Source organism: Mesorhizobium sp. INR15, from assembly GCF_015500075.1.
Classification (GTDB): Bacteria; Pseudomonadota; Alphaproteobacteria; order Rhizobiales; family Rhizobiaceae; genus Mesorhizobium.
This window is the reverse complement of sequence record NZ_CP045496.1, coordinates 2,019,912-2,041,456: the sequence shown is the minus strand read 5'-3', so window position 1 is coordinate 2,041,456 and position 21,545 is coordinate 2,019,912. Positions and strand designations below refer to the sequence as shown.

At 63.0% G+C, this 21,545-nt stretch carries 24 protein-coding genes; 13 read left to right on the top strand and 11 right to left on the bottom strand.

The window, feature by feature from the left end:
* Positions 1–118: 118 nt before the first annotated feature.
* From rpoN to lptC, 4 genes are all read right to left on the bottom strand, one after another.
* Complete coding sequence (rpoN, locus tag GA829_RS09870; protein ID WP_195179589.1) at positions 119–1,645, bottom strand: RNA polymerase factor sigma-54; 1,527 nt, start codon at positions 1,643–1,645, stop codon at positions 119–121.
* A gap of 192 nt (positions 1,646–1,837) precedes the next feature.
* On the bottom strand, positions 1,838–2,656 hold the full coding sequence (gene lptB / locus GA829_RS09865) for an LPS export ABC transporter ATP-binding protein (RefSeq protein WP_195178311.1): 819 nt from the start codon (positions 2,654–2,656) through the stop codon (positions 1,838–1,840).
* Positions 2,656–3,246 carry an LptA/OstA family protein gene (locus GA829_RS09860; protein WP_195178310.1) on the bottom strand — a complete coding sequence of 197 codons (591 nt, stop codon included), beginning with the start codon at positions 3,244–3,246 and terminating at the stop codon, positions 2,656–2,658. Before GA829_RS09860 ends, lptB begins: the two co-directional genes overlap by 1 nt.
* Positions 3,233–3,946 carry an LPS export ABC transporter periplasmic protein LptC gene (gene lptC, locus GA829_RS09855; RefSeq protein WP_195178309.1) on the bottom strand — a complete coding sequence of 238 codons (714 nt, stop codon included), beginning with the start codon at positions 3,944–3,946 and terminating at the stop codon, positions 3,233–3,235. The genes GA829_RS09860 and lptC overlap by 14 nt, the downstream gene beginning before the upstream one ends.
* A gap of 292 nt (positions 3,947–4,238) precedes the next feature.
* On the opposite strand from lptC, the gene sppA reads away from it, so the two are divergent.
* From sppA to lhpI, 4 genes are all read left to right on the top strand, one after another.
* Entirely contained in the window at positions 4,239–5,195 is a 957-nt protein-coding gene (sppA, locus tag GA829_RS09850; RefSeq protein ID WP_195178308.1) for a signal peptide peptidase SppA, read from the top strand.
* Between the two features lie 81 nt (positions 5,196–5,276).
* Positions 5,277–5,561: an integration host factor subunit beta gene (locus GA829_RS09845; protein ID WP_006200394.1), complete on the top strand. Its 285-nt coding sequence runs from the start codon at positions 5,277–5,279 to the stop codon at positions 5,559–5,561.
* Positions 5,562–5,589: 28 nt separating this feature from the next.
* Positions 5,590–5,922, top strand: a complete 333-nt coding sequence (locus GA829_RS09840) for a lipopolysaccharide assembly protein LapA domain-containing protein (RefSeq protein ID WP_195178307.1) — start codon at positions 5,590–5,592, stop codon at positions 5,920–5,922.
* Positions 5,923–5,956: 34 nt separating this feature from the next.
* Positions 5,957–6,922, top strand: coding sequence for a bifunctional Delta(1)-pyrroline-2-carboxylate/Delta(1)-piperideine-2-carboxylate reductase (gene lhpI / locus GA829_RS09835; protein WP_195178306.1), 966 nt, complete (start codon positions 5,957–5,959; stop codon positions 6,920–6,922).
* On the opposite strand, the gene GA829_RS09830 is transcribed toward lhpI, so the two are convergent.
* The 3 genes from GA829_RS09830 to GA829_RS09820 form a co-directional block, all read right to left on the bottom strand.
* On the bottom strand, positions 6,919–7,356 hold the full coding sequence (locus GA829_RS09830; protein ID WP_195178305.1) for an EVE domain-containing protein: 438 nt from the start codon (positions 7,354–7,356) through the stop codon (positions 6,919–6,921). The two genes, lhpI and GA829_RS09830, sit on opposite strands and share 4 nt — an antisense overlap.
* Positions 7,353–7,748 (bottom strand): VOC family protein, encoded by a 396-nt coding sequence (locus GA829_RS09825; RefSeq protein WP_195178304.1) that lies wholly within the window; start codon positions 7,746–7,748, stop codon positions 7,353–7,355. The genes GA829_RS09830 and GA829_RS09825 overlap by 4 nt, the downstream gene beginning before the upstream one ends.
* 69 nt (positions 7,749–7,817) lie before the next feature.
* Positions 7,818–8,519 carry a helix-turn-helix transcriptional regulator gene (locus tag GA829_RS09820; protein WP_195178303.1) on the bottom strand — a complete coding sequence of 234 codons (702 nt, stop codon included), beginning with the start codon at positions 8,517–8,519 and terminating at the stop codon, positions 7,818–7,820.
* A gap of 125 nt (positions 8,520–8,644) precedes the next feature.
* Between GA829_RS09820 and GA829_RS09815 the strand changes: the two genes are divergently transcribed.
* The 7 genes from GA829_RS09815 to GA829_RS09785 all read left to right on the top strand — a co-directional run bounded on the left by GA829_RS09815 (position 8,645) and on the right by GA829_RS09785 (position 16,078).
* Complete coding sequence (locus GA829_RS09815; protein WP_195178302.1) at positions 8,645–9,730, top strand: class I SAM-dependent rRNA methyltransferase; 1,086 nt, start codon at positions 8,645–8,647, stop codon at positions 9,728–9,730.
* Positions 9,731–10,582 carry a TrmH family RNA methyltransferase gene (locus GA829_RS09810; RefSeq protein WP_195178301.1) on the top strand — a complete coding sequence of 284 codons (852 nt, stop codon included), beginning with the start codon at positions 9,731–9,733 and terminating at the stop codon, positions 10,580–10,582.
* Positions 10,583–10,651: 69 nt separating this feature from the next.
* The gene (lspA, locus tag GA829_RS09805) at positions 10,652–11,140 is read left to right on the top strand and encodes a signal peptidase II (RefSeq protein ID WP_195178300.1); all 489 of its coding nucleotides are present in this window, start codon (positions 10,652–10,654) and stop codon (positions 11,138–11,140) included.
* A gap of 60 nt (positions 11,141–11,200) precedes the next feature.
* The gene (acuI, locus tag GA829_RS09800; protein WP_195178299.1) at positions 11,201–12,190 is read left to right on the top strand and encodes an acrylyl-CoA reductase (NADPH); all 990 of its coding nucleotides are present in this window, start codon (positions 11,201–11,203) and stop codon (positions 12,188–12,190) included.
* Positions 12,191–12,333: 143 nt separating this feature from the next.
* Positions 12,334–14,622 carry a hybrid sensor histidine kinase/response regulator gene (locus tag GA829_RS09795; RefSeq protein ID WP_195178298.1) on the top strand — a complete coding sequence of 763 codons (2,289 nt, stop codon included), beginning with the start codon at positions 12,334–12,336 and terminating at the stop codon, positions 14,620–14,622.
* 174 nt (positions 14,623–14,796) lie between these two features.
* Complete coding sequence (gene olsB, locus GA829_RS09790) at positions 14,797–15,672, top strand: l-ornithine N(alpha)-acyltransferase (protein WP_258052327.1); 876 nt, start codon at positions 14,797–14,799, stop codon at positions 15,670–15,672.
* Positions 15,641–16,078, top strand: coding sequence for an MmcQ/YjbR family DNA-binding protein (locus GA829_RS09785; protein WP_374940393.1), 438 nt, complete (start codon positions 15,641–15,643; stop codon positions 16,076–16,078). The genes olsB and GA829_RS09785 overlap by 32 nt, the downstream gene beginning before the upstream one ends.
* On the opposite strand, the gene GA829_RS09780 is transcribed toward GA829_RS09785, so the two are convergent.
* Complete coding sequence (locus tag GA829_RS09780) at positions 16,036–16,668, bottom strand: trimeric intracellular cation channel family protein (protein WP_195178296.1); 633 nt, start codon at positions 16,666–16,668, stop codon at positions 16,036–16,038. The genes GA829_RS09785 and GA829_RS09780 overlap by 43 nt on opposite strands.
* Positions 16,669–16,786: 118 nt before the next feature.
* A complete protein-coding gene (grpE, locus tag GA829_RS09775; protein ID WP_195178295.1) occupies positions 16,787–17,422 on the bottom strand; it encodes a nucleotide exchange factor GrpE in 636 nt (211 codons plus the stop codon).
* A 237-nt stretch (positions 17,423–17,659) separates the two neighbouring features.
* Between grpE and GA829_RS09770 the strand changes: the two genes are divergently transcribed.
* Both GA829_RS09770 and GA829_RS09765 read left to right on the top strand, forming a co-directional pair.
* On the top strand, positions 17,660–17,860 hold the full coding sequence (locus GA829_RS09770; protein ID WP_195178294.1) for a hypothetical protein: 201 nt from the start codon (positions 17,660–17,662) through the stop codon (positions 17,858–17,860).
* Between the two features lie 129 nt (positions 17,861–17,989).
* On the top strand, positions 17,990–19,012 hold the full coding sequence (locus GA829_RS09765; RefSeq protein WP_195178293.1) for a fatty acid desaturase: 1,023 nt from the start codon (positions 17,990–17,992) through the stop codon (positions 19,010–19,012).
* A gap of 46 nt (positions 19,013–19,058) precedes the next feature.
* Here the strand turns inward: GA829_RS09765 and GA829_RS09760 are convergent, their stop codons facing one another.
* Both GA829_RS09760 and GA829_RS09755 read right to left on the bottom strand, forming a co-directional pair.
* Positions 19,059–19,679, bottom strand: a complete 621-nt coding sequence (locus GA829_RS09760; protein ID WP_195178292.1) for a DJ-1/PfpI family protein — start codon at positions 19,677–19,679, stop codon at positions 19,059–19,061.
* Positions 19,680–19,870: 191 nt separating this feature from the next.
* Positions 19,871–21,478, bottom strand: coding sequence for a GMC family oxidoreductase (locus tag GA829_RS09755; protein ID WP_195178291.1), 1,608 nt, complete (start codon positions 21,476–21,478; stop codon positions 19,871–19,873).
* Positions 21,479–21,545 lie beyond the last annotated feature (67 nt).

Genomic DNA, 21,545 nt, shown 5'->3' with positions numbered 1-21,545 from the left:
CAACGTCGTGACGGACCATCCGCATGCGGGCATCAGCCCGTCTCATGCGGGCGGGCTTCTAGCCACTTCACCGCGGCTTGTCAATGAAGCTCAAAAGCCGTGGAAAGTCAGAACGGGTTCAGCGACCGGCGCTGGCGCGCGCGCGCTTTTCACGCCGGCGTTGCACCGAGGAGGGAATATTCATGCCTTCCCGGTACTTGGCGACCGTGCGCCTGGCGATATCGACGCCACTTTCCTTCAACATGTCGACGATCGCGTCATCGGAAAGCACATCGACGGGCTTCTCCTCATCGATCATCTGCTTGATGCGATCGCGCACCGCTTCCGACGAATGTGCATCGCCGCCGCCCGACGCGGCGATCGAAGCGGTGAAGAAATAACGCAGCTCGAACACGCCCCTCGGCGTCAGCATGTATTTGTTCGCTGTCACCCGGCTGACCGTCGATTCATGCATGCCGATGGCGTCGGCCACCATCCGCAGGTTGAGCGGCTTCAGCTGCCGCACGCCATGGACGAGGAACGCATCCTGCTGGCGCACGATTTCGGAAGCGACCTTGAGGATGGTCTTGGCCCGCTGGTCGAGGCTGCGCGTCAGCCAGTTGGCGTTTTGCAGGCATTCAGCCAGAAAATCCTTTTCCGCCTGGTTCTTGGCATGCGGCGAAACCTGGGCGAAATAGATATGATCGACCAGCACGCGCGGCAGCGTTTCGGCATTGAGCTCGACCGTCCAGCTGCCGTCATTGGCCGCACGCACCTCGACATCGGCGACCACCGCATCGCTGGCGCCACCCGAAAAAGCTGTCCCGGGGCGCGGATCGAGCGCCCGGATTTCGGCCAGCATGTCGAGCAGGTCCTCCTCGTCGACGCCGCAGATCCGTTTCAGCGCCTGGAAATCGCGCCGCGCCAGGAGTTCGAGATTGGCGACCAGCGCCTTCATCGCCGGATCGAGACGGTCGCGCCCGGCAAGCTGCAGCGACAGGCACTCGGCAAGGTCTCGGGCAAAGATGCCGGCTGGCTCAAAGGTCTGGCACACCGCCAGCACTTTGTTGACGGCGGCAGCGTCGGCGCCGAGGCGTGTGGCGATCTCGTCCATGTCGGCGCGCATGTAACCGGCCTCGTCAAGACCATCGGCAAGCTCACCGGCGATCAGGCGCGCCGCAGGCTCAGTGAAGGCAAGCGCGACCTGTTCGCCGACATGGTCGCGCAGCGTGATCGCCGCGGCCGCCATGTCGCCAGCGTCAAACCCCTCGGACGAGGCCCCTGAGCCATTTCCCGATGCCGACTTCCATTGCGCCGTCAGGTCGGGGCCGAGGCGCTCGCTGGTGCCAGGATCGTCGGGAAACAGGTTCTCCAGTGACGTATCAAGCTTTTCAGAGATCGCCTCGGCGCTCCACTGCGTCTCATTTTCAAACCAGTCGCCGTCGGCAGCCGCCTGCGGCGCCTCATCGGCCTTCTGCGCCTGGTCGCTGACGGCGTCTTCCTGCGGTTCGGCCCGCTCCAGCAGCGGGTTGCGCTCGATCTCGTCGTCGATGAAATGCTCAAGCTCGGCATGGGTGAACTGCAGCAGCCGAATCGACTGCATCAGCTGCGGCGTCATCACCAGCGACTGCGATTGTCGTAGCTGTAATTTCGCCGACAACGCCATGGCTTGGTTCAAACGCCTCCTCTACGCATCCGCACTGCCGAAAAATTCAGCAACCGGGTATAGAAACTGGCCCGGCTTTTGCTTGTCAAGGCAATGACTAGCAAAAGCCGCTTACCGGAGCGTTAGCCGCGGGCAAAATCGGAGAAATCGGGACGGGGCGCGCTAAAATCGCTTCTACAGGCCGTTTCACGCCTAGAGCGTGAAGCCTTCGCCGAGATAAAGCCGCCGCACGTCGGGGTTGGCGACCACTTCGTCAGCCCGGCCGTGGGTCAGCACCTGGCCGGCATGAATGATATAGGCGCGATCGATCAGGCCGAGCGTCTCACGGACATTGTGATCGGTGATGAGCACGCCAATGCCGCGCGCCGTCAGGTGACGCACCAATTGCTGAATATCGGCGACGGCGATCGGATCGATGCCGGCAAAAGGCTCGTCGAGCAGCATGTAGGCCGGGCGCGTCGCCAGCGCGCGCGCGATCTCCAAACGTCGCCGCTCACCGCCGGACAGCGACATGGACGGCGCCTTGCGCAAGTGGCTGATGTGGAATTCCTCAAGCAGTTCGTCGAGATTGCGCTCGCGCTCCTTGCGGCTCTTTTCGACCACTTCGAGCACAGCACGGATGTTCTGCTCGACATTCAGCCCGCGAAAGATCGAGGCTTCCTGCGGCAGGTAGCCGATGCCGAGCCGCGCACGCCTGTACATGGGCATCGCGGTGACGTCGAAGCCGTCGATTTCGATCGTGCCCTCGTCGACCGGCACAAGCCCGGTGACCATGTAGAAGCAGGTCGTCTTGCCGGCGCCGTTGGGACCAAGCAGGCCCACGGCTTCGCCGGCGCGCACCCCAATGGTGACGCCGCTGACAACCTTGCGCCCCTTATAGCTTTTGGTCAGGCCTTTCGCGATCAAGGTTCCTTTGAACTTTGCCGCATCGACAGTGACCGTGGCCGGCGCCGAAAGCTTGCTGGCGGCTCGTCCCGGAAGACGCGCCGCCAGCGACGACAGACTGGCCATCAGGGTTTCGCCGTGTCCGATTTCGCTGGCGGTGTGATCGACATTTGGACGCGCTGCCCGGCGCATGGATCAACCTGTGCCAGCCCGCTTTTCATCTGCACGGTCAGCTTGCAGCCTACCAGGACGTTGTCGTTTTGCGAAAGAACAACCTTTTTGCCCGAAAGCACCAGGACCTGGCTTTTCATGTCGAAGCTGCCGCTGTCGCCGGTCGCGACCTGCGCATCCGACTTGATGTAAACCTTGTCGGAAATCTCCAGGTGATCGATATTGGCCGAGCCGGTCATCGCCGCACCAGCGGCTTCCGTGCCCTTGGCCGCGGCATTGGGATCCTTGACGTAATAGACCATCATCTTGCCAGCCTTCAGCATTGTCGGTCCCTGAACGACGGTGACATTGCCGGTGAAGACGGCAACGCTGTCCGCCTGACGGACTTCCAGCTTGTCGCTTTCGATCTGGATCGGCTTGTCGCCGGACAGTTTGAGGCCAGACACCTGGCTGGTGGCGCCGGACTGCGCCAATGAGGGCACCAGTCCAAGCAGCAGCAACACCGAAGTTGCAGCCGCGAGCCGCGTCGAACTACTGAGCCGCATTGGTTTCTCCGCTTTTCCCCTCAGCCGCCTTCAGGGCGGCGGGATCGATATTGACGCGCACTTTATTCTCGAAAATCAGAATCTTGCCATTGTCCTGAACCGACATCGAATCCGCCGTGATCCGAGACCCGCCACGGCCGACATCAACGGGGTCATCCGTCTTCATAGTGCCTTTGCCCATGTCGAGGAAGACGGATTTGAACTTGGCTTCCATGCCGTCGGTGGTGGTGATGGTGACATCGCTGGTCAGCTTCATCGTATTGCCGTCGCGATTGTAGGTGCCGCGAGAGGCCTTGACCGCCGCGATGTTGTCGAGCGCGATCGGCACCTTGGCGTCGATGCCCTCGAGTTCGATGATGCCTTGTGTGCTGACGTCCTGGATGGCGCGCAGCGCGGTCATGGAATAGGGCTGCTTCTGCTTGGTGAAACCGTTCAGTTTGGGGTTGGCCATCACCAGCTTGCCATTGGAAAAGGCGGTGCCTTCGGCCTGGACCGGTGCCGGGATGGGTGCGGCGAGATAAGAATACACCGGAAAGGCAACGACGATCAGCACGGCAGCCAGCGGAACCGCCAGCTTCAGAATGCGGACGCGGCGCGAATGACGCTGCGCACGGTCGAATGCCTCGACCCGCGCCTGGCCATCCACCGGGGAGACCAACTCCATCTCGGGGTTGGTCGGTTCGATCGGTCGCGCTAACATCACTGCTTTCTTATATAAGTTGCCCGTGCACTCTTGCCCGCCGGGCACCGCTTATAGGTGGTACACCGACGCCCTCGCGCAAGCACAAGCCGAGGAAAACCGCAAAAATGTGACCGTTGCTGTTGTACAAATCAAATCGGCATCAGCACAACAGCCTGTATCTCATACCAGATGCCGGTGGACAGTAACATTTTTTTCACTGCCATGACCGGGCCGCCTGGTCAGGAAACCGGTAGCGGGGCGAAGGCGCTTGCTTTAAAAGCGTCGGCTTCCACCGACTGTGAGGCTTACCATGGCACTGAGAGCCGACGACATGATCGACCGCCGCCGCTTGCGGCGCAAACTGACATTCTGGCGCATGGCCGCGATCGGCATCGTCGCGCTCGGATTGATCGGCATCGCGGCCTGGATGTATGGCGACGATTACGCCGGCTCCTCGGTCAGCCATATCGCCAAGGTCCGGATCGAAGGCACCATCACCGAGGATGAAGAGCTGATCAAGCGGCTGGAGAGCATCCGCCAGTCCTCGAACGTGAAGGCTGTGATCCTGTCCATCGATTCGCCCGGCGGCACCACCGTCGGCGGTGAATCGATCTACGAAGAAGTCCGCAAACTGGCCGCCGACAAGCCCGTGGTGGCGGAGGTCGGCACGCTCGCCGCTTCGGCTGGCTATATGATCGCAACCGCCGCCGACCACATCGTTGCCCGCAAGACCTCGATCGTCGGTTCAATTGGCGTGCTGATCCAGTACCCCGACGTCAGCGGCCTGATGGACAAGCTGGGCATCAAGCTCGAGGAGGTGAAATCCTCTCCGCTGAAAGCCTCGCCCTCGCCTTTCAAGCCAACCAACGATGACGAGCGCGCCATGGTGCGCAAGCTCATCCTCGATAGCTACGACTGGTTCGTCGGCATCGTCGCCGAACGCCGCAAGATGACCCGCGAGCAGACACTGGCGCTCGCCGACGGCTCGATCTTCACCGGCCGTCAGGGTGTCGCCAATGGCCTGATCGACGCCGTGGGCGGAGAGAAGGAGGCCATTGACTGGCTGGCAACCAAGGGTGTCGACGCCAAGCTCAAGGTCGTGGAATGGAAGAATACCGAAAGGCGCGGCGGTTTCCTGTTTTCCAAGACAATGGCGCAAACGATCGGCAGCGCGCTCGGCTTGCCAGCCTACAGCGGCGATGTCATTCAGGAACTCGGGGCCGACCGCTTGTTTCTTGACGGTCTCGTTTCCGTCTGGCACCCTTGAGTTGCCGTTTGGGGCGAGCGAAAAAACAAATAAAATCATCCTCATAATTTTGACCGCACTGCTTTCACGGGGATCCTTCTGATGATCAAGTCCGAACTTGTGCAGATTATTGCCACGCGCAATCCGCATCTTTTCCTGCGCGACGTGGAAAACATTGTCGGTGCGATCTTCGACGAGATCACCGATGCCCTGGCCGAGGGCAACCGGGTCGAACTGCGGGGCTTCGGTGCTTTTTCGGTGAAGAACCGCCCGGCCCGCACCGGACGCAATCCGCGCACCGGTGAATCCGTCGAGGTCGAAGAGAAATGGGTGCCGTTCTTCAAGACCGGCAAGGAGTTGCGCGAAAGGCTGAACGGAGGAAAGTAGGCAAAGCCTGCTTCCAACGGAAACCATCATGCTCAATCGTTTCGTGCTTATCGTCGTCTTCGTGCCGCTGGCCGTCATCCTGATCGCGCTGGCCGTCGCCAATCGCGAGTTGGTCGCCTTCACGCTGGACCCGTTCAATCCCGGCAATCCGGCGCTGACGCTGACCTTGCCGTTGTTCATCTTCCTGTTTCTGGCTCTTGCCATCGGCATGATCGTCGGCAGCCTGGCAACCTGGGTCAAACAGGGCCGCTATCGCAAGCTCGCGCGCCAGCGCGGCGTCGAGGCCGAGAACCTGCGCCAGGCGGTCAGCCGCGCTCCCGCCACGCCGCAAGGCCCCACCTTGCCCAAACCAACCAGCTGAGCTGGTTGGTATTTTTCTTTCCACGGAGCTTGCCATGCAGACCATTTCGGCCGCCGAGGTCGACCGCGCGCTGACTTTTCCCGCGCTGGTCGAGACGCTGCGCACTGCTTTTCGTGATGGCGCGGTGCAGCCCGTCCGGCATCACCACGCGGTCGAACGTCCTGACGGCGCCGAGTCCACACTGCTGCTGATGCCGGCCTGGACCGATTTCAACGCGGCCGGCACCTCGTCCGGCGGCCATATCGGCGTCAAGATCGTCACTGTCTCGCCTGACAACAATGCCATCGGCAAACCAGCGGTGATGGGGCTTTACCTGCTGCTCAACGGCGTGACTGGCGAGCCCGAGGCGCTGATCGACGGCCAGCGGCTGACGCAGTGGCGCACGGCCTGTGCTTCGGCACTAGCTGCCTCCTATCTGGCGCGTGAAGACGCCTCGCGGCTGCTGGTGGTCGGCGCCGGTGCCTTGTCGCCCTTCCTGGCCAAGGCTCACTCGGCGGTGCGGCCGATCAAGACCATCCGCATCTGGAACCGCACCCCGGCCAATGCCGAAAAGGTCGCCGCCGACCTGCGCGCCGAAGGCCTCGCGGCCAGCGCCGCGCATGACCTCGACGCCGAGCTTGCCGAGGCCGACATCGTCTCCTCGGCGACTATCACCACCGCGCCATTGATCAGGGGCGCGCTGTTGCGGCCGGGCACCCATGTCGACCTCGTTGGCGGATTCACGCCGGCAATGCGTGAAAGCGATGACGATGCCATCACCCGCGCCCGGGTTTTTGTCGACACCCGCGCCGGCGCCACCAAGGAAGCCGGCGACATCGTGCAGCCACTGGCCTCGGGTGTCCTGAAGCCGGAAGCCATCATCGCCGACCTGCACGAACTGACGCGCGGCCAGAGACAAGGCCGCCAGAGCGCAAGCGAGATCACGCTGTTCAAGTCAGTCGGCGCGGCGCTTGAAGACCTTGCCGCCGGCATTGCCGTCTACAAATCCCTCAAGTCCTAGCTCGTTGCCTTGCCGACCTTGGCGCCCATCGCCCCGGCGATCAGGGAGAAATCGGCAGCGCTGACCGGGAACAGGCCAAAGCGGAGCTGATAGCCCCAGTTCGACTTGCCGGCGGTGAACTCCAGCCTCTCAAGCAGAGGCTTGATCGCGGCCTCTTCGGCCTGTGCCCAGTCGACATCCCTGCGAAACGGCGTGAATCCACCGCCCATTTCTCCCTGGTAGGGCTCTCCTTCCCGCACGGTGCCGATCGCCGTGAAAGCCTGCAGGCCGTCTTTCTCACCCAAAACAGTGGTTGGCGAATAATAGACGATCCCGTCGCCTGGCTTGACGCGGCGCAGCGGCGCTGCCTTGCCGTGATTGACCTGCATGAAGCCTTCTTGCCGGCCACGGCGGACATGTTGGGCCGACGCCACCGCGATCCAGTGCGCGCTCATTTTTGTTCTCCATTGGTCTGTTCCCCATCGGCCAGCCAGTAGACGCGCAGCCGATGATTGTCGGGATCGAGCGCGACGAAGGTGCGCCCGAAATCCAGGTCAGTCGGCGTCTGCGCGATCTTCAGCCCGCGCTTGGCCCAGTCGGCATGGGTGGCATCGACCGCATGGGGCGTCTCCAGCGCAAAGACGATCTCGGCGCCGCCGCCTGAAGCGGCGGCTGCCGGCTCCACGGTATGGCGCGACCAGAGGCCGAGCTTGAAGCCGTTGTCGAGCACGAACAGCACGAAGGTCGGCGCACTCTCGACCGGTTCGCGGCCAAGCAGCGCACTGTAGAACGCAGCGCTTAGCAGCGGCTGGTCGACATACAGAATGATGAAATTTGGGGTGATCATTTCCGGTCTCCGAAGGTTTCGACTGAAATGACCATAAGACGTGCTACTGTCAGATTCTGGCAGTAGCCATCATCGGTCAGGTGCATAGCGGCGCGGGCCGTCGAGCGTTGCGCGCCATTCCTTGAGCAGCACCTGACGGCGGCGGGGGTAGCGTATGTCCGTGGTCTTGAGTTTCGCGATGCGATCGGCACGAAAATGGCGGAAATCCTGCCGCATCTCGCACCAGGCAACCACCACGCGCACCTTGTCGAAGAACCCCAGCGCGAATGGCCAGACCGTGCGCTCGGAAGCGGCGCCGCCGGCATCGCGGTAGAAAAAGCAGAGTTTGCGCTCGTTGCGGATCGCTTGCCGCACCATGCCGAGATCGACGCCCTCGATCGCCTTGGCCGGCGGCCCGACCAGCAGTGTGGAAGCATCGAGGTCTTCGCGCAGATCGTCCGGCAGCACCGCGGCGATCTTCACCAGCGCATTGACGGCGGCGGCCGACAGGCGCTCATCCGGCTGCTTGGCGACCCAGCGCGAGCCCAGCACGATCGCCTCGATCTCCTCGTCGGTGAACATCAAGGGCGGCAGCATGAAACCGGGCTTCAGCACATAGCCGAGCCCCGCCTCGCCCTCGATCGGCGCGCCCTGGCCCTGCAGCGTCGCGATGTCGCGGTAGAGCGTGCGGATCGAAATCCCAAGCTCATCGGCCAGCACCTGCCCGCTCACTGGCCGCCGGTGCCGGCGCAGGGACTGGATCAGATCGAGCAGGCGTTCGGAGCGGGACATGGCGCGGATTTTGTCTGTTTCTTTGGCGTTGGTCTATCGCCAGCCAACTTACCCGGCGGCTGCCTTGGTTGCGAAGCCGGTTGCCCTGTGCCAAAAGCGGCCACGCTGCTCGGAGATGCTGCTGCTTGAAGTCTTTTCGCGACAAACGCCGCGACAATCGCCCGCCCGCCAAGGCTGGAGCCGGGGACGCACGTCCGCGCGAAGGCCGTGAAACAGCCAGGCCCGACGCCAGGCCGCGTGAACGGCATGAGATCAGAACCGACGACCGTTCCGAGCCGAAATCCGCGCCGCGCATTCTTGCCCGCCGCGAAGGCACTTTGCCCGCCGAACAGCTGCCTGTGATCCTCGAAGTGGCGCCCAACGCCGACTACGCGCTTCTCGACAGCGGCGCCGGGCAGAAGCTTGAACAATACGGCCCCTACCGCATTGTCCGGCCCGAGGGCCAGGCGATCTGGCAGAAGGCATTGCCGGCGAAAGACTGGGACCGTGCCGACGCCATCTTCACCGGTGACACCGACGAGGAAGGCATCGGCCGCTGGCGCTTCCCCGGCACGCCGCTTGGCGAGACCTGGCCGATGAAGCATGACGGCATCGACTATCTCGGCCGTTTCACCTCGTTTCGCCATGTCGGCGTCTTCCCGGAGCAGGCGTCGCACTGGGATCATATGGCCGGACTGATCGTGGCGGCGAAACGGCCGGTCAAGGTGCTGAACCTGTTTGGCTATACCGGTGTCGCCTCGCTGGTGGCGGCCCGCGCCGGCGCCGAGGTCACACATGTCGACGCCTCGAAGAAGGCCATCGGCTGGGCCCGCGAAAACCAGGAGATGTCGCGCCTCGGCAGCAAGCCGATCCGCTGGATCGTCGACGACGCGGTGAAATTCGCCGAGCGCGAGGAGCGCCGCGGCAGCCGCTATGACATCATCCTGTTCGATCCGCCGGCCTATGGCCGTGGGCCCAAGGGCGAGGTCTGGCAATTGTTCGAGGACCTGCCGGCGCTGACGGATCTCTGCCGTTCTATCCTCACGCCAAAACCGTTGGCCGTCGTGCTGACCGCCTATTCGATCCGCGCCTCCTTCTTCGCCATCCATGCGCTGATGCGCGATACCTTTGCCGGCATGGGCGGCAAGGTGGAGTCGGGAGAACTGATCATCCGTGAAAAGTCCGCCGGCCGGGCGCTTTCAACCTCACTGTTTTCGCGCTGGGTGGCCTGAATGAATGAGCGGCACGCGGGCTCGCCAGGACTGGTGAAGGAAGTCACCAGCCTCGCCAACCCGCTGATCAAGGACATCAAGGCGCTTGCGCAGAAGAAATTCCGCGACCAGCAGAATGCCTTCATGGCCGAGGGCCTGAAACTGGTCATCGACGCGCTCGACCTTGGCTGGTCGATCAAGACATTGGTTTTCGCCAAGGCCGGACGTGGCAACGCGGCGGTGGAGAAAGTCGCGGCGCGCACGGTGGCCGCCGGCGGCACTGTGCTGGAAGTGTCGGAAAAGGTGCTGGTCGCCATCACCCGCCGTGACAATCCGCAAATGGTGGTCGGCGTCTTCGCGCAGAAATCGCTGCCGCTGAAGGACATCCGCGCCGAGAATGGCGACGTCTGGGTGGCGCTCGACCGGGTGCGTGATCCCGGCAATCTCGGCACGGTCATCCGCACCGTAGATGCGGTCGGCGCCAAGGGTGTCATCCTGGTCGGCGAGACCACCGATCCTTTTTCAGTCGAGACCGTACGGGCCACGATGGGGTCGATCTTCGCCGTGCCGGTGGCCAGGGCGACGACCGAAGCCTTCCTCGCCTGGCGCGGCGGCTTTTCCGGCCTTGTCGTCGGCACGCATCTGAAAGGCGCCGTCGACTATCGCTCGGTCGATTTTTCACGTGGCCCGGTGCTGCTGATGATGGGCAACGAGCAGCAGGGCCTGCCTGAAAGCCTCGCCGCGAGCTGCGATCGGTTGCTGCGAATTCCGCAGGCGGGACGCGCCGATTCCCTCAATCTCGCGGTTGCCACCGGCGTCATGCTGTTCGAAATCAGGCGCGGCGCGCTGAAGCTGGAACCCGTTGTGGACTAAGGCATGATCCCGGAATCCGGTTCATGCTCAAGCAAACGGCCCCGAACTAGCAAGGAAGGCTGCAAACCCGTGAAGTCATGGTCCCCCTACGCCCTGCTGGTTATCGCTGCCATCGCGCTCGACCAGTGGATAAAATACATGGTCGAGACCGGCCTCGCCTTTCAGGAGAAGCTTGATCTCGTGCCTTTCCTGGCGTTGTTTCGCACCTACAACACCGGCATCGCCTTCTCGATGTTCTCGTCCTTCGGCGACACCGGCCTGATCGTCATGTCGCTTGGCGTCGTTGCCTTCGTGCTGTATCTCGCCACCCGCACGCCAGCCGGCCATGTTCTTGCCCGCACCGGCTTCGCGCTGATCGTCGGCGGCGCGCTCGGCAATCTGATAGACCGCGCCACCTACGGCCACGTCATCGACTATATCCTGTTCCACACGCCAGTCTGGTCCTTCGCCGTCTTCAATCTCGCCGATGCCTTCATCTCGGTGGGTGCGGTGCTGGTGGTCTTCGACGAACTCTTCGGCTGGCGGCGTGTGGCCAAGCCGCAAGGTCCGGACGCTTGAACGATTGACCTCAGGCCACCGGCATCCCACAGTTGGCCTATCGCCAGCTTGAGAGAAAAAATGCCGGAAACCTTCAAAGCCATCCTCGTTTCGCGTGATGCCGAGAAAAAGCAATCGGTGGCGGTGACCGATCTCACCGAAACCGATTTGATGGAAGGCGACGTCACCGTCGAAGTCGAAGCAACGACGGTGAACTACAAGGACGGCCTCGCGATATCAGGCAAGGCGCCGGTGATCCGCCGCTGGCCGCTGGTGCCGGGCATCGACTTCTCAGGCACGGTCATTTCCTCTTCCCACCCCGACTGGCGCAAGGGCGATCAGGTCATCCTGAACGGCTGGGGCGTCGGCGAAACCCATTTCGGCGCTTACTCCAAGCGTGCCCGCGTCAAGGGCGACTGGCTGGTGCCGCTGCCGCAAGGCATGAGCCCGCATGATGCGATGGCGGTCGGCACCGCCGGTTACACCGCCATGCTGAGCGTCATGGCGCTGGAACGGCACGGCATCCTGCCCGATCGCGGCCCGGTTGTGGTGACGGGAGCCGCCGGCGGCGTCGGATCCGTCGCGGTCTCGCTCCTTTCCAGCCTCGGCTACCATGTCATCGCCTCCACCGGCCGCAATGCCGAAAGCCCCTATCTGATCGACCTCGGTGCGGCGGAAGTGATTTCGCGCGACGAGCTTGCCCAGCCGGCCAAGCCGCTGGCCAAGGAACGCTGGGCCGGTGGCATCGATGCCGTCGGCAGCCACACGCTGGCCAATGTCCTGTCAATGACGTCCTACGGCGGCGCGGTCGCTGCTTGCGGCCTCGCCGGCGGCATGGACCTGCCGTCGAGTGTTGCTCCCTTCATCCTGCGCGGCGTGTCACTGCTCGGCATAGATTCCGTCATGGCGCCAAAGGTGGTGCGTATCGAAGCCTGGCGCCGGATCGGCACCGACCTTGATCTGCGGAAGCTTGCCAGCCTGTCCACGACCATCGGTTTCGACGGCATCATCGCCGCAGCGCATGATATCGTCGATGGCAAGATCCGGGGCCGAGTCGTCGTCGATATGTAAGCCGGCTCGAGGATAACAAAGGAGATGGATCGTAGGAGCTGATGGCATAACTCCAGCCTCGACAGCACCGGAATCCGCGCATCCGCTAAAATTCGAACGATCCGCCGCAGTCTTCCATAATCTCTGTCTGGCAAGGATTTCGCATGATCGCGGAATCCGGCATCAAAGAGGCGGGCAGTGCCGAAGACGTCGACGGGGTGCGTCCCGAGGCGCCGAGGCGCCGTGTTGTCGCCGCGCCGCCGCTGGCGCCGGAGCTGACGCCGACCAATCCTGAAGGCCTGCCGTTCCTGACATTCGTCGCCGTCCTGGTGCTGGCTGGCCTGGCCCATCTGACCGGAGCGCCGATCTTCATCTCCATGGCGTTGCTGGCAACCGGAATGGCTGTTCTTGCCCTGCATCTGCGCGGCAGGCGCGTGGAGCGCCGCACGGCGGCACTTCTCGACGAAACCGCGGCCCGCAGCCGCGCCGAGATCGAGACGTTGGCCGACCGCATGTGGGAGATGCAGGAGAGCGAGGAGCGCTTTCGCGGGCTGATCGACGCGCTGGGCGATCTTGTCATCCACCGCGACCGCGACGGCCACATCGTCTATGCCAACAAGGTCTTCGCCGATCTCGTCGAAACCGATCCACGCGACCTGCCCGGCAAGACCCTGGTGGAACTCGGCATCGACGTCGGCATCGTGCCCGATGCCGCCTTCTCGGATCACGAGTGCCTGAGTTCAACCGACGTTGCCATCCGCACGCCAACCGGTCCGCGCTGGTTCTCCTGGATCGAGCTGTCGGTGCGCGACAAGGACAGCGGCGCCGTCTCGCATCGCGCCATCGCCCGCGACATCACCGCCCGCAAACGCGCCGAATCATCGCTGATCACCGCGCGGGAGCGCGCCGAATACGCAAGCCAGGCCAAGTCGCGCTTCCTTGCCACCGTTAGCCATGAAATCCGCACGCCGATGAACGGCATCATGGGCATGGCAAAACTGCTGGCCGACACCAGCCTGTCTCCCGAACAGCAGACCTATGTCGGCGCCGTCTCGACCTCGGCCAGTGCATTGCTCGCGCTGATCGAGGACCTGCTCGACTATTCCAAGATCGAGGCCGGCCGCTTCGATCCCGAACCGCAGCCGATGTCGGTGCGCGAGATCGCCGACAACATCATCGAATTGCTGGCCGCCAAGGCTTTTGCCAAGGATATCGGTCTCGGCTGCCATGTCGAACCCGATGTGCCGCAGATGATCACCGCCGACCCGGGCAGGGTCAGGCAGGTCCTGCTCAATCTCATCGGCAATGCCATCAAGTTCACCGACAGCGGCGGCGTGCTGGTGAGCATCGCTCGTGTCCGTACCGAGACCACGGACCGCATAGGATTCACCATCACCGATACCGGCCCCGGCATGCGCGATGACGACATGGAGCGCATCTTCGAGGAATTCGAACAGGCCGATGGCACGTCGACACGATCGCATGGCGGCGCTGGTCTTGGCCTGGCCATTTCCAGGCGTCTGGTGATCGCCATGGGCGGCACGATTTCCGTATCCAGCCGGCTTGGCCAGGGGTCTGAATTCGTCTTCGAAATCCCCGCCATAGCGGCCACCGGGGCGCCGCAGAGCCGGCAGAATGCACTGTCAGGCCGGCACGCGGTGATCCTGTCGAAAAACGCCGTCGAGGCCGACGCCATCGCCCGCACCATTCGAGCCAATGGCGGCATGGTCGACATCGCGACCACCGCCGCCCAGGCCGCGCCATTCGCGGTCAATTGTGACGTGCTGCTGATCGACGCGGCCATGGAAGAGAGCGACGGACGATTGCTCAAACGCCTGCGCCAGAACGGTTTCACCGACTGTGAAGCGATCACAATGATTGCACCGACCGATCGCGGCATGCTTGGTGAATTCAGGGCCAACGGCTATGCAACCTTCCTGGCCAGGCCGGTGCGTGGCGGAACGCTCTTGCGCGTCCTTCTGAGCAGGGATGCACCTGATCTAGCCCAGCCACAGCCGGAGAAGCGCCGCGCACCTGCTCACCGTGCCACCGGCATCCGCCAGCAGGGCCTGTCGGTGCTGATCGCCGAGGACAATGACATCAATGCCATGCTGGCGCGTGCCACGCTGTTGAAGGCCGGGCATCGGGTGCATGTGGTGGGCAACGGCAAGGCCGCTGTCGAGGCTGTCACCGGCGTTGGCCGCAAGCAGCGCTTCGACGTTGTGCTGATGGATCTGCACATGCCGATCATGGACGGGCTGGACGCCATCGCCGCCATCCGGCGCCACGAGGAAGAAACCGCCGCCCCGCCGGTTCCGATCATGGTGCTGTCGGCGGATAGCCAGGAAAAAACCCGCCATGCCGTGCTTGCGCATGGCGCCAGCGGCTTCGTCACCAAGCCGCTCGACCCCGACGCACTGGTCCATGCCGTCGAGGGTCAGGTCGCTGCTTGAACTTCCGCAAGCAACGACTTCCCTGACTTAACGTAGCCGGTTGAGAGCATTCGCCAGCCGACGAAGTATTGCCCGATGCGTCGTATCACGGTACTGTCACAATCCTGTTGCACCTACACCGTATCCCCGTGCCAAGAGGGATGGCTCGAAGGAGAATCACTCGTGCATACAGTTATGCCGGAATGTGACACTCGGCCGAACGCCAGCAGCGCCTTGCTCGCCGGGCGTAACGTCGATTCCGTCATAAAAGGCGCTTCGCTCGGTCGAATCGGCAACCTCGAGGTGCGGCTCGCCCGCAACGAGGCCGAGATTGCTGCCGCGCAGGAAGTGCGCTACCGCGTCTTTTACGACGAGATGGGCGCCCGCAAGAACCTGTTCCAGGCGCAGGACCGTCGCGACGCCGATCGGTTTGATCCGCTCTGCGATCACCTGCTGGTCTTCGACACTTCGCTCTCCGGCCCCGAGCATCGCCGCATCGTCGGCACCTATAGGCTCCTGCGGCAAGAAATCGCGGCCGCCGCCGGTGGCTTCTATTCCGAAGGCGAATTCGAGCTCACCAAGCTCATTGCCCGCCACCCGGGCCAGCGCTTCCTGGAGCTTGGACGTTCCTGCGTTCTGCCCGAATACCGCTCCAAGCGCACCATCGAGGCGCTGTGGCAAGGCATATGGGCCTACATCAAACATTATGAAATCGGTGTGATGACCGGCTGCGCCTCGTTCCACGGGACGGTGCCGGCGGCGCATGCCGAAGCGCTCACCTATCTCGCCCATCACTGCCGGACCAATTCGGCCTGGGATGTGCGCGCGGTATCCGGGCGCTACTGCTCGATGGATCTGATGCCGATCGAGGCGGTCAATCCCAAGGCGGCAATCGCGGCGATGCCGCCGCTGGTCAAGGGCTATCTCAGGGTCGGCGCACGCATCGGCGACGGCTGCGTCATCGACCGCGAATTCTCGACCGTCGACGTGTTCGTGGTCATGCCGGTCAAGGAAATCGGCGCGCGCTACGTCAATTATTATGGCGGGGAAGCCCAGCGCTTCGCCGCCTGAGACGGTGACCGGCAATCTTTCCAGCGCTTTCGAAGCAATGCGGCTCGCGGCGCGTGGCCTGCCGGATATTGTCGAAACCACGTCCTACGGCACGCCGGCCCTGAAGGTCGGCAAGAAGCTGCTTGCCCGGGTCAAGGATGCCGAGACGATCGTCCTGATGTGCCCGCTCGAGGAGAAAGAGCTGCTGCTGGAAGCGGCACCATCCATCTATTTCGAGACGGATCACTACAAGGGCTGGCCGGCGCTGCTTGTCAGGCTGGCGGAAATTCCATCCGACGAATTGCGCCATCGGCTCGAACAGACATGGCTACGGCAGGCGCCGAAAACGCTCATCAAGAATTGGCAGGCAACAAACCCTGATTTTCAGGGAATATCTTCCGGACGCCGGCCCGGACGGCTCTTGTAGGACGGAAACGACCAGCCGAATTTGAGCGCCCCGCCGCGCACGGCAAAGGCAGCCACGAAGCCCGCGACGCTCGACGCCAGCGGCGGCAATCCGGCGAGATCGCCAAGCGTGTAGAGCGCGGCACCAGCAAGTGCCGCCGTCACATAGACTTCCGGCTTCAGCAGCACCGATGGCTCCCCGGCCAGAAGATCACGAAGGATACCGCCAAAAGTGGCGGTCAGCATGCCGGTGATGATCGATACGGCCGGCGAGCCGGTAATGGCCAGCCCCTTGGCGGCGCCCATCACCGAGAAGGCGGCAAGGCCGATGGCGTCGAGCCAGAGCAGCAATTTGTAGCGGGATTCGACCCGGTGCGCGGTGAAGAAGACCAACACCGCCACGACCGCGCAGATCAGCACATAGTCGCGGTTTCCGACCCAGAACACCGGCACGTTGAGGATGAGGTCGCGAAACGTGCCGCCGCCGATGCCGGTGACGCTGGCCAGGAACAGAAAGCCGATGATGTCGAGCTGCTTGCGCGATGCGGCAAGGGCGCCGGTCGCCGCGAACACAGCGACGCCGGCATAATCGAGAAGCGCGATCGGGTGCATCGGCGGCCGTTCGGTAAGGGAATAAGGTAATACGGCAGTATGTACGGCAAAGCAGTACGGTTGCCTACTGAACTCGCGCCCCTACTGCCTACTGCCTACTGCCTACTGCCTACTGCCCTCAGGCATCCTTCTCGGCCTGCTCGTTGACTGGGCCCGGCTCGACCGTGGCTTCATTTGCCACGATCTTGGGGCCGCCCTTGGCGACACCGACCATGGCGGGGCGCAGCACCCGCTCGCCGATCGAGTAGCCTGGCTGGACAACCTGGACCACGGTGTTGGCCGGAACATCCGGGTTGGGCACTTCAAACATCGCCTGGTGGAAATTGGGGTCGAACTTCTCGCCTTCCGGCGCGAGCTTCTTCACCCCGTGCCGCTCCAGCGTCGACAGCATGGCACGCTCGGTGAGCTCAACGCCTTCTATCAGCGCCTTGAAACCTGCATCGCCGGCAGCCTTTGCTTCGGCCGGGATGGCGTCCAGCGCGCGGCGCAGATTGTCCGACACCGACAGCATGTCGCGGGCGAAATTGGCCACCGCGTAGGCGCGCGCGTCCTGCACGTCGCGCGCGGTGCGGCGGCGCAGATTTTCCATCTCGGCCGCAACGCGCAGCGCTCGGTCCTTCAACTCTTCATTTTCCTTCAGCAGCCGCACCAGTGCCTCATAGTCGCCGTCGATGCTGCCGTCGGTGCGCTCGGCAGCGGCTTCGATCGCCTCGGCCTCATCGGGCGCGCGTTCGTCTTTTGCCTGGTCGCTCATCGCCATGTCCCGTCATCTCGAATGGTGTGGATTTGAGCCCGATATCGAGGTTTGGCGGCCAAAAATCAAGGGGCAAGCGATACTGGCGGCAATCGACCGAGTTTGATCGCGGCCGGCGAAGACCTTTCGATTTTAATTCAAATTTTACTGTAATCCCCGGCTTCGCTTGCCAAGATGGTGCGATGCGGGAACCATTCCCTTGCTGGAGGAGTTTCGAAACCGACAAAGGATTTTGAGATGATGACCCGCGACACCGGCGAAAGACGCGAAGGGCTCGCCACCGAGATCAGGCGGCAGTTTGGCAACCAGGCGACGACCCGATTTCTGCGCACCTTGCCGGCGTTCCGGACGGAGGGGGACATTCCCGACCAATTCAGGGAACTCCTCGAGCGCCTGGATGGCATTGAAAGCAGCACGCCGGGCGGGGGACGACAGTAGCGCCAGCGCGTTGACGGCGATCAAGACTATTGGAGCAACGTGAGCGCCGCCGGCCACGCGACAATTACTCACAGTAATTTTGCGTGAACCCAACCTTGCGGCGGCGGGGCCCGCCGCCTATGCTTCCTGATGAACATGATTTCCCCTGACGCGGCCGCTAACAGCAAGCGCGCCTGGTTGAAGATTCTGGCGCGCTATAAAAAGCCGGACAGGCGACGCAGTTCCATTGAACTCGCCATCACCCTTATCCCATTCGTCACGCTCTGGGCGCTTTCCGCAGCAGCCTACGCCTATGGCCATTGGTGGGGCCTTATCCTCATCTTGCCGGCGGCCGGTTTCTTGGTGCGGATTTTCATGATCCAGCACGATTGCGGCCATGGTTCCTTCTTCGCCAATCGCTACGCTGATGACTGGATCGGCCGCGCCCTCGGTGTCCTGACATTGACGCCTTATGACTGCTGGCGCCGTGCCCACGCCACGCATCACGCCAGTGCCGGCAATCTCGACGAGCGCGGCATGGGCGACATCAAGACATTGACCGTTTCCGAATACCGGCAGCTATCGTGGCGCGGTCGCCTCAGATATCGCCTCTATCGTCACCCTCTCGTGATGTTCGGCCTTGGCCCGACATGGCTTTTCATCTTCGAACACCGGCTGCCGATCGGCCTGATGCGTTCCGGGCTGACGCCTTGGGTGTCCTCGATGTCGACCAACCTTGCCATCGCCCTTGCCGCGACGGTCCTCATCTGGTTCGTTGGTCCGGGCGCGTTCCTGATCGTGCACCTGCCCATCGTCATCCTCGCCGGCTCGGCCGGCATCTGGCTGTTCTATGTCCAGCACCAGTTCGAGGAGACGGAGTGGGAGAATGGCTCCGAGTGGGAGTTCCAGCATGCCGCGCTGCACGGGTCGTCCTATTACGACCTGCCGCCGGTTCTGAACTGGTTCACCGGCAATATCGGCGTCCATCATGTTCATCACCTGTCCGCCAAGGTGCCGGGCTACAGGCTGCAGGAAGTGCTGAGGGATTACCCCGAACTGCGCGGCATCGGGCGCGTGACGCTTCTCGACAGCCTGCGCTGCGTGAAGCTGGCGCTGTGGGATGAGAACCGCCGCAAGCTGGTGTCATTCCGCGAAGCACGCTTGGCGGCGTAAGAAGTTCCGCCGCGCGTTGAGCGCGGCGGATTTCCATAAAACCTGTTCAGGCCGCGGCGCGCTCCTCACGCATCAGGATTTCGCCGTGGCGAATGTCGGTGCCCAGCACCTTCAGGCATTCGCGCATGAAGGCGGCGAGGCCCGGCCAGCCTTTGGCCGACACCAGGTTGCCGTCGACATGGGCGCCAGTGGGCGCGACATCGATATAGATGCCGCCAGCCAGAGTGACTTCCGGCTCGCAATACTGGAGCGCAGCCACTTCCCTGCCCCGCACCACGCCATCGACCGCGATCAGGATCTGCACGCCGTGGCAGATGGTGAAGATCGGCTTTCCGGTGTCATGGAAATGCCGGACCAGCGCCTGGACCCGCTTGTCGATGCGGATGTATTCCGGGCCGCGCCCGCCTGCCGCGTAGACGGCGTCGTACTTGGCTGGATCCACCTCGGAAAACGTCTTGTTGAGGATGTAGTCGTGGCCGAGCTTTTCGGTATAGGTCTGGTGGCCCTCGAAATCATGCAGCGACGTCTTCAGGATGTCGCCGGCCTTCTTGTCGGGACAGACGACATGAACCGTATGCCCGACGGCATGCATCGCCTGCTCGAACACGAAAATCTCGTACTCCTCGCTGAACTCACCAACGAGCATCAATATCTTCTTGCCAGCCATTCCCGGTTCCTCCCTTGTGGCAATTTATTTCGAAGTTCGAAATAATAGACCTATCCTAGGGTGAAGACAGCGAAAGGAAAAGCGTGAATCTGATAATTGGTCAGACCAGATTTAACCAATGAAGCCGATCGCCGCGAAAATGGCACTTAGTATCTGAATGGACTGCATAACTGGTTCGACCAGATTGACCGCTAGACGCCAGCCCGGATCATGTCCGCCGCCTTCTCGGCAATCATGATGGTCGGTGCGTTGGTATTGCCGCCAATCAGCGTCGGCATCACCGAGGCATCGACAACGCGCAAGCCCTTTAGCCCACGCACCCGCAGCCGCGGATCGACAACCGCCATATCGTCGACACCCATGCGGCAAGTGCCCACGGGATGATAGATCGTGTCGGCGCGCGCCTTGATATGCGCCATCAACTCGGCATCGCTAGAGGCCCCGGCGGTGTAGATTTCCTTCTGACGGTATTTCGCCAGAGCCGGCGCCTCGAGTACTCCGCGCATCATTCTCGCCCCTTTGAGCAGCAATTCGGCGTCGCGCTCGTCGGACAGGAAGCGCGGGTCGATGCGTGGTGGTGCCAGCGGGTCAGCCGTCGAAAGCCCTACCTCACCGCGCGAATGCGGGCGCAGCACGCAGACATGGCAGGAAAAGCCGTAGCCCATATGCAGCTTGCGGCCGTGATCGTCGACGATGGCGATGCAAAAATGCAGTTGCAGGTCGGGCCGCTCGATCGACGGATCGGACTTGAGGAAGGCGCCGCCTTCCGCGTAGGGCGTGGCGATCATGCCGCCGCCGTTCTTGCGCCAGCGCATCATGTGGCGCAACAGGCCCGGCAAGCCGCGCAGGCCGATGCCCATCAGCTCGGTGTCCCGCGATGTCCAGGACATGATGAAATCGAGGTGGTCCTGCAGGTTCTTGCCGACACCCCGCAATTCATGGACGACCGCAATGCCATGCGCGGCGAGTTCAGCCGCTGGACCGATGCCAGACAGCAACAGAAGCTGCGGTGAGCCGAAGGCGCCGCCGCAGACGATGACCTCGCGTGAGGCCTCGACAACGGCTTCGCCCTTGCGCGTGCGATAGCGCAGACCGGTGGCACGCTTGCCGTCGAGAATGATGCCGGTGGCATGCGCTCCCGTGATGACCGTCAAATTGCTGCGGCTCATGGCCGGATGCAGATAGGCGGCGGCGGCCGAGCAGCGCTCGCCGTTGCGGCGCTCGCCCCAGAATTGCGTGACCTGATAGAGCCCCGCCCCTTCCTGCTCAGGTCCGTTGAAATCATCGTTGCGGCGGATCTGGTTCTCGCCGCAGGCTTCGACGAAGGCCCTGGAGATCGGGCGCGGCTCCTGCTGTTCGCCGACCCTCAGCGGCCCGTCGCCGCCATGCAGCGCATCAGTGCCGCGCTGATTGCCTTCAGCCCGCCGGAAATAGGGCAGAACCTCATCCCACGACCAGCCGTCGCAGCCGAGGCCGGCCCATTCGTCATAGTCGCCACGATGGCCGCGCGTGTAGAGCATCGCGTTGATGGCGCTGGACCCGCCGAGCGCCTTGCCCCGGGGTTGATAACCCTGGCGGCCGCCAAGCCCTGCTTGCGGGACCGTCTTGAGGGCCCAGTTGTTGATCTTCGGCCGGCCCGGCAGAAGCGCTATGATACCCGCGGGGGCACGGACCAGCAGATCCTTGCCCTCACCGCCCGCCTCGATCAGGCAGACGGTGACGGAAGGATCCTCGGAGAGCCGCGCGGCAAGCGCGCAGCCGGCGGAACCACCGCCTGATATGACGTAGTCGAACCGCATGAAAACCTCCCGAGTCCCGGCGGATGTTTCCGTCCGGATGGTCCAGAGAAGTCCCGATCAGGATCGT

Coding starts and splice junctions, on each gene's coding strand:
- rpoN (WP_195179589.1), bottom strand. CDS start 1,645: ATGGCGTTGTCGGCGAAATTACAGCTACGACAATCGCAGTCGCTGGTG.
- lptB (WP_195178311.1), bottom strand. CDS start 2,656: ATGGCCAGTCTGTCGTCGCTGGCGGCGCGTCTTCCGGGACGAGCCGCC.
- GA829_RS09860 (WP_195178310.1), bottom strand. CDS start 3,246: ATGCGGCTCAGTAGTTCGACGCGGCTCGCGGCTGCAACTTCGGTGTTG.
- lptC (WP_195178309.1), bottom strand. CDS start 3,946: ATGTTAGCGCGACCGATCGAACCGACCAACCCCGAGATGGAGTTGGTC.
- sppA (WP_195178308.1), top strand. CDS start 4,239: ATGGCACTGAGAGCCGACGACATGATCGACCGCCGCCGCTTGCGGCGC.
- GA829_RS09845 (WP_006200394.1), top strand. CDS start 5,277: ATGATCAAGTCCGAACTTGTGCAGATTATTGCCACGCGCAATCCGCAT.
- GA829_RS09840 (WP_195178307.1), top strand. CDS start 5,590: ATGCTCAATCGTTTCGTGCTTATCGTCGTCTTCGTGCCGCTGGCCGTC.
- lhpI (WP_195178306.1), top strand. CDS start 5,957: ATGCAGACCATTTCGGCCGCCGAGGTCGACCGCGCGCTGACTTTTCCC.
- GA829_RS09830 (WP_195178305.1), bottom strand. CDS start 7,356: ATGAGCGCGCACTGGATCGCGGTGGCGTCGGCCCAACATGTCCGCCGT.
- GA829_RS09825 (WP_195178304.1), bottom strand. CDS start 7,748: ATGATCACCCCAAATTTCATCATTCTGTATGTCGACCAGCCGCTGCTA.
- GA829_RS09820 (WP_195178303.1), bottom strand. CDS start 8,519: ATGTCCCGCTCCGAACGCCTGCTCGATCTGATCCAGTCCCTGCGCCGG.
- GA829_RS09810 (WP_195178301.1), top strand. CDS start 9,731: ATGAATGAGCGGCACGCGGGCTCGCCAGGACTGGTGAAGGAAGTCACC.
- acuI (WP_195178299.1), top strand. CDS start 11,201: ATGCCGGAAACCTTCAAAGCCATCCTCGTTTCGCGTGATGCCGAGAAA.
- GA829_RS09795 (WP_195178298.1), top strand. CDS start 12,334: ATGATCGCGGAATCCGGCATCAAAGAGGCGGGCAGTGCCGAAGACGTC.
- olsB (WP_258052327.1), top strand. CDS start 14,797: ATGCCGGAATGTGACACTCGGCCGAACGCCAGCAGCGCCTTGCTCGCC.
- GA829_RS09785 (WP_374940393.1), top strand. CDS start 15,641: ATGGCGGGGAAGCCCAGCGCTTCGCCGCCTGAGACGGTGACCGGCAAT.
- GA829_RS09780 (WP_195178296.1), bottom strand. CDS start 16,668: ATGCACCCGATCGCGCTTCTCGATTATGCCGGCGTCGCTGTGTTCGCG.
- grpE (WP_195178295.1), bottom strand. CDS start 17,422: ATGAGCGACCAGGCAAAAGACGAACGCGCGCCCGATGAGGCCGAGGCG.
- GA829_RS09770 (WP_195178294.1), top strand. CDS start 17,660: ATGATGACCCGCGACACCGGCGAAAGACGCGAAGGGCTCGCCACCGAG.
- GA829_RS09765 (WP_195178293.1), top strand. CDS start 17,990: ATGAACATGATTTCCCCTGACGCGGCCGCTAACAGCAAGCGCGCCTGG.
- GA829_RS09760 (WP_195178292.1), bottom strand. CDS start 19,679: ATGGCTGGCAAGAAGATATTGATGCTCGTTGGTGAGTTCAGCGAGGAG.
- GA829_RS09755 (WP_195178291.1), bottom strand. CDS start 21,478: ATGCGGTTCGACTACGTCATATCAGGCGGTGGTTCCGCCGGCTGCGCG.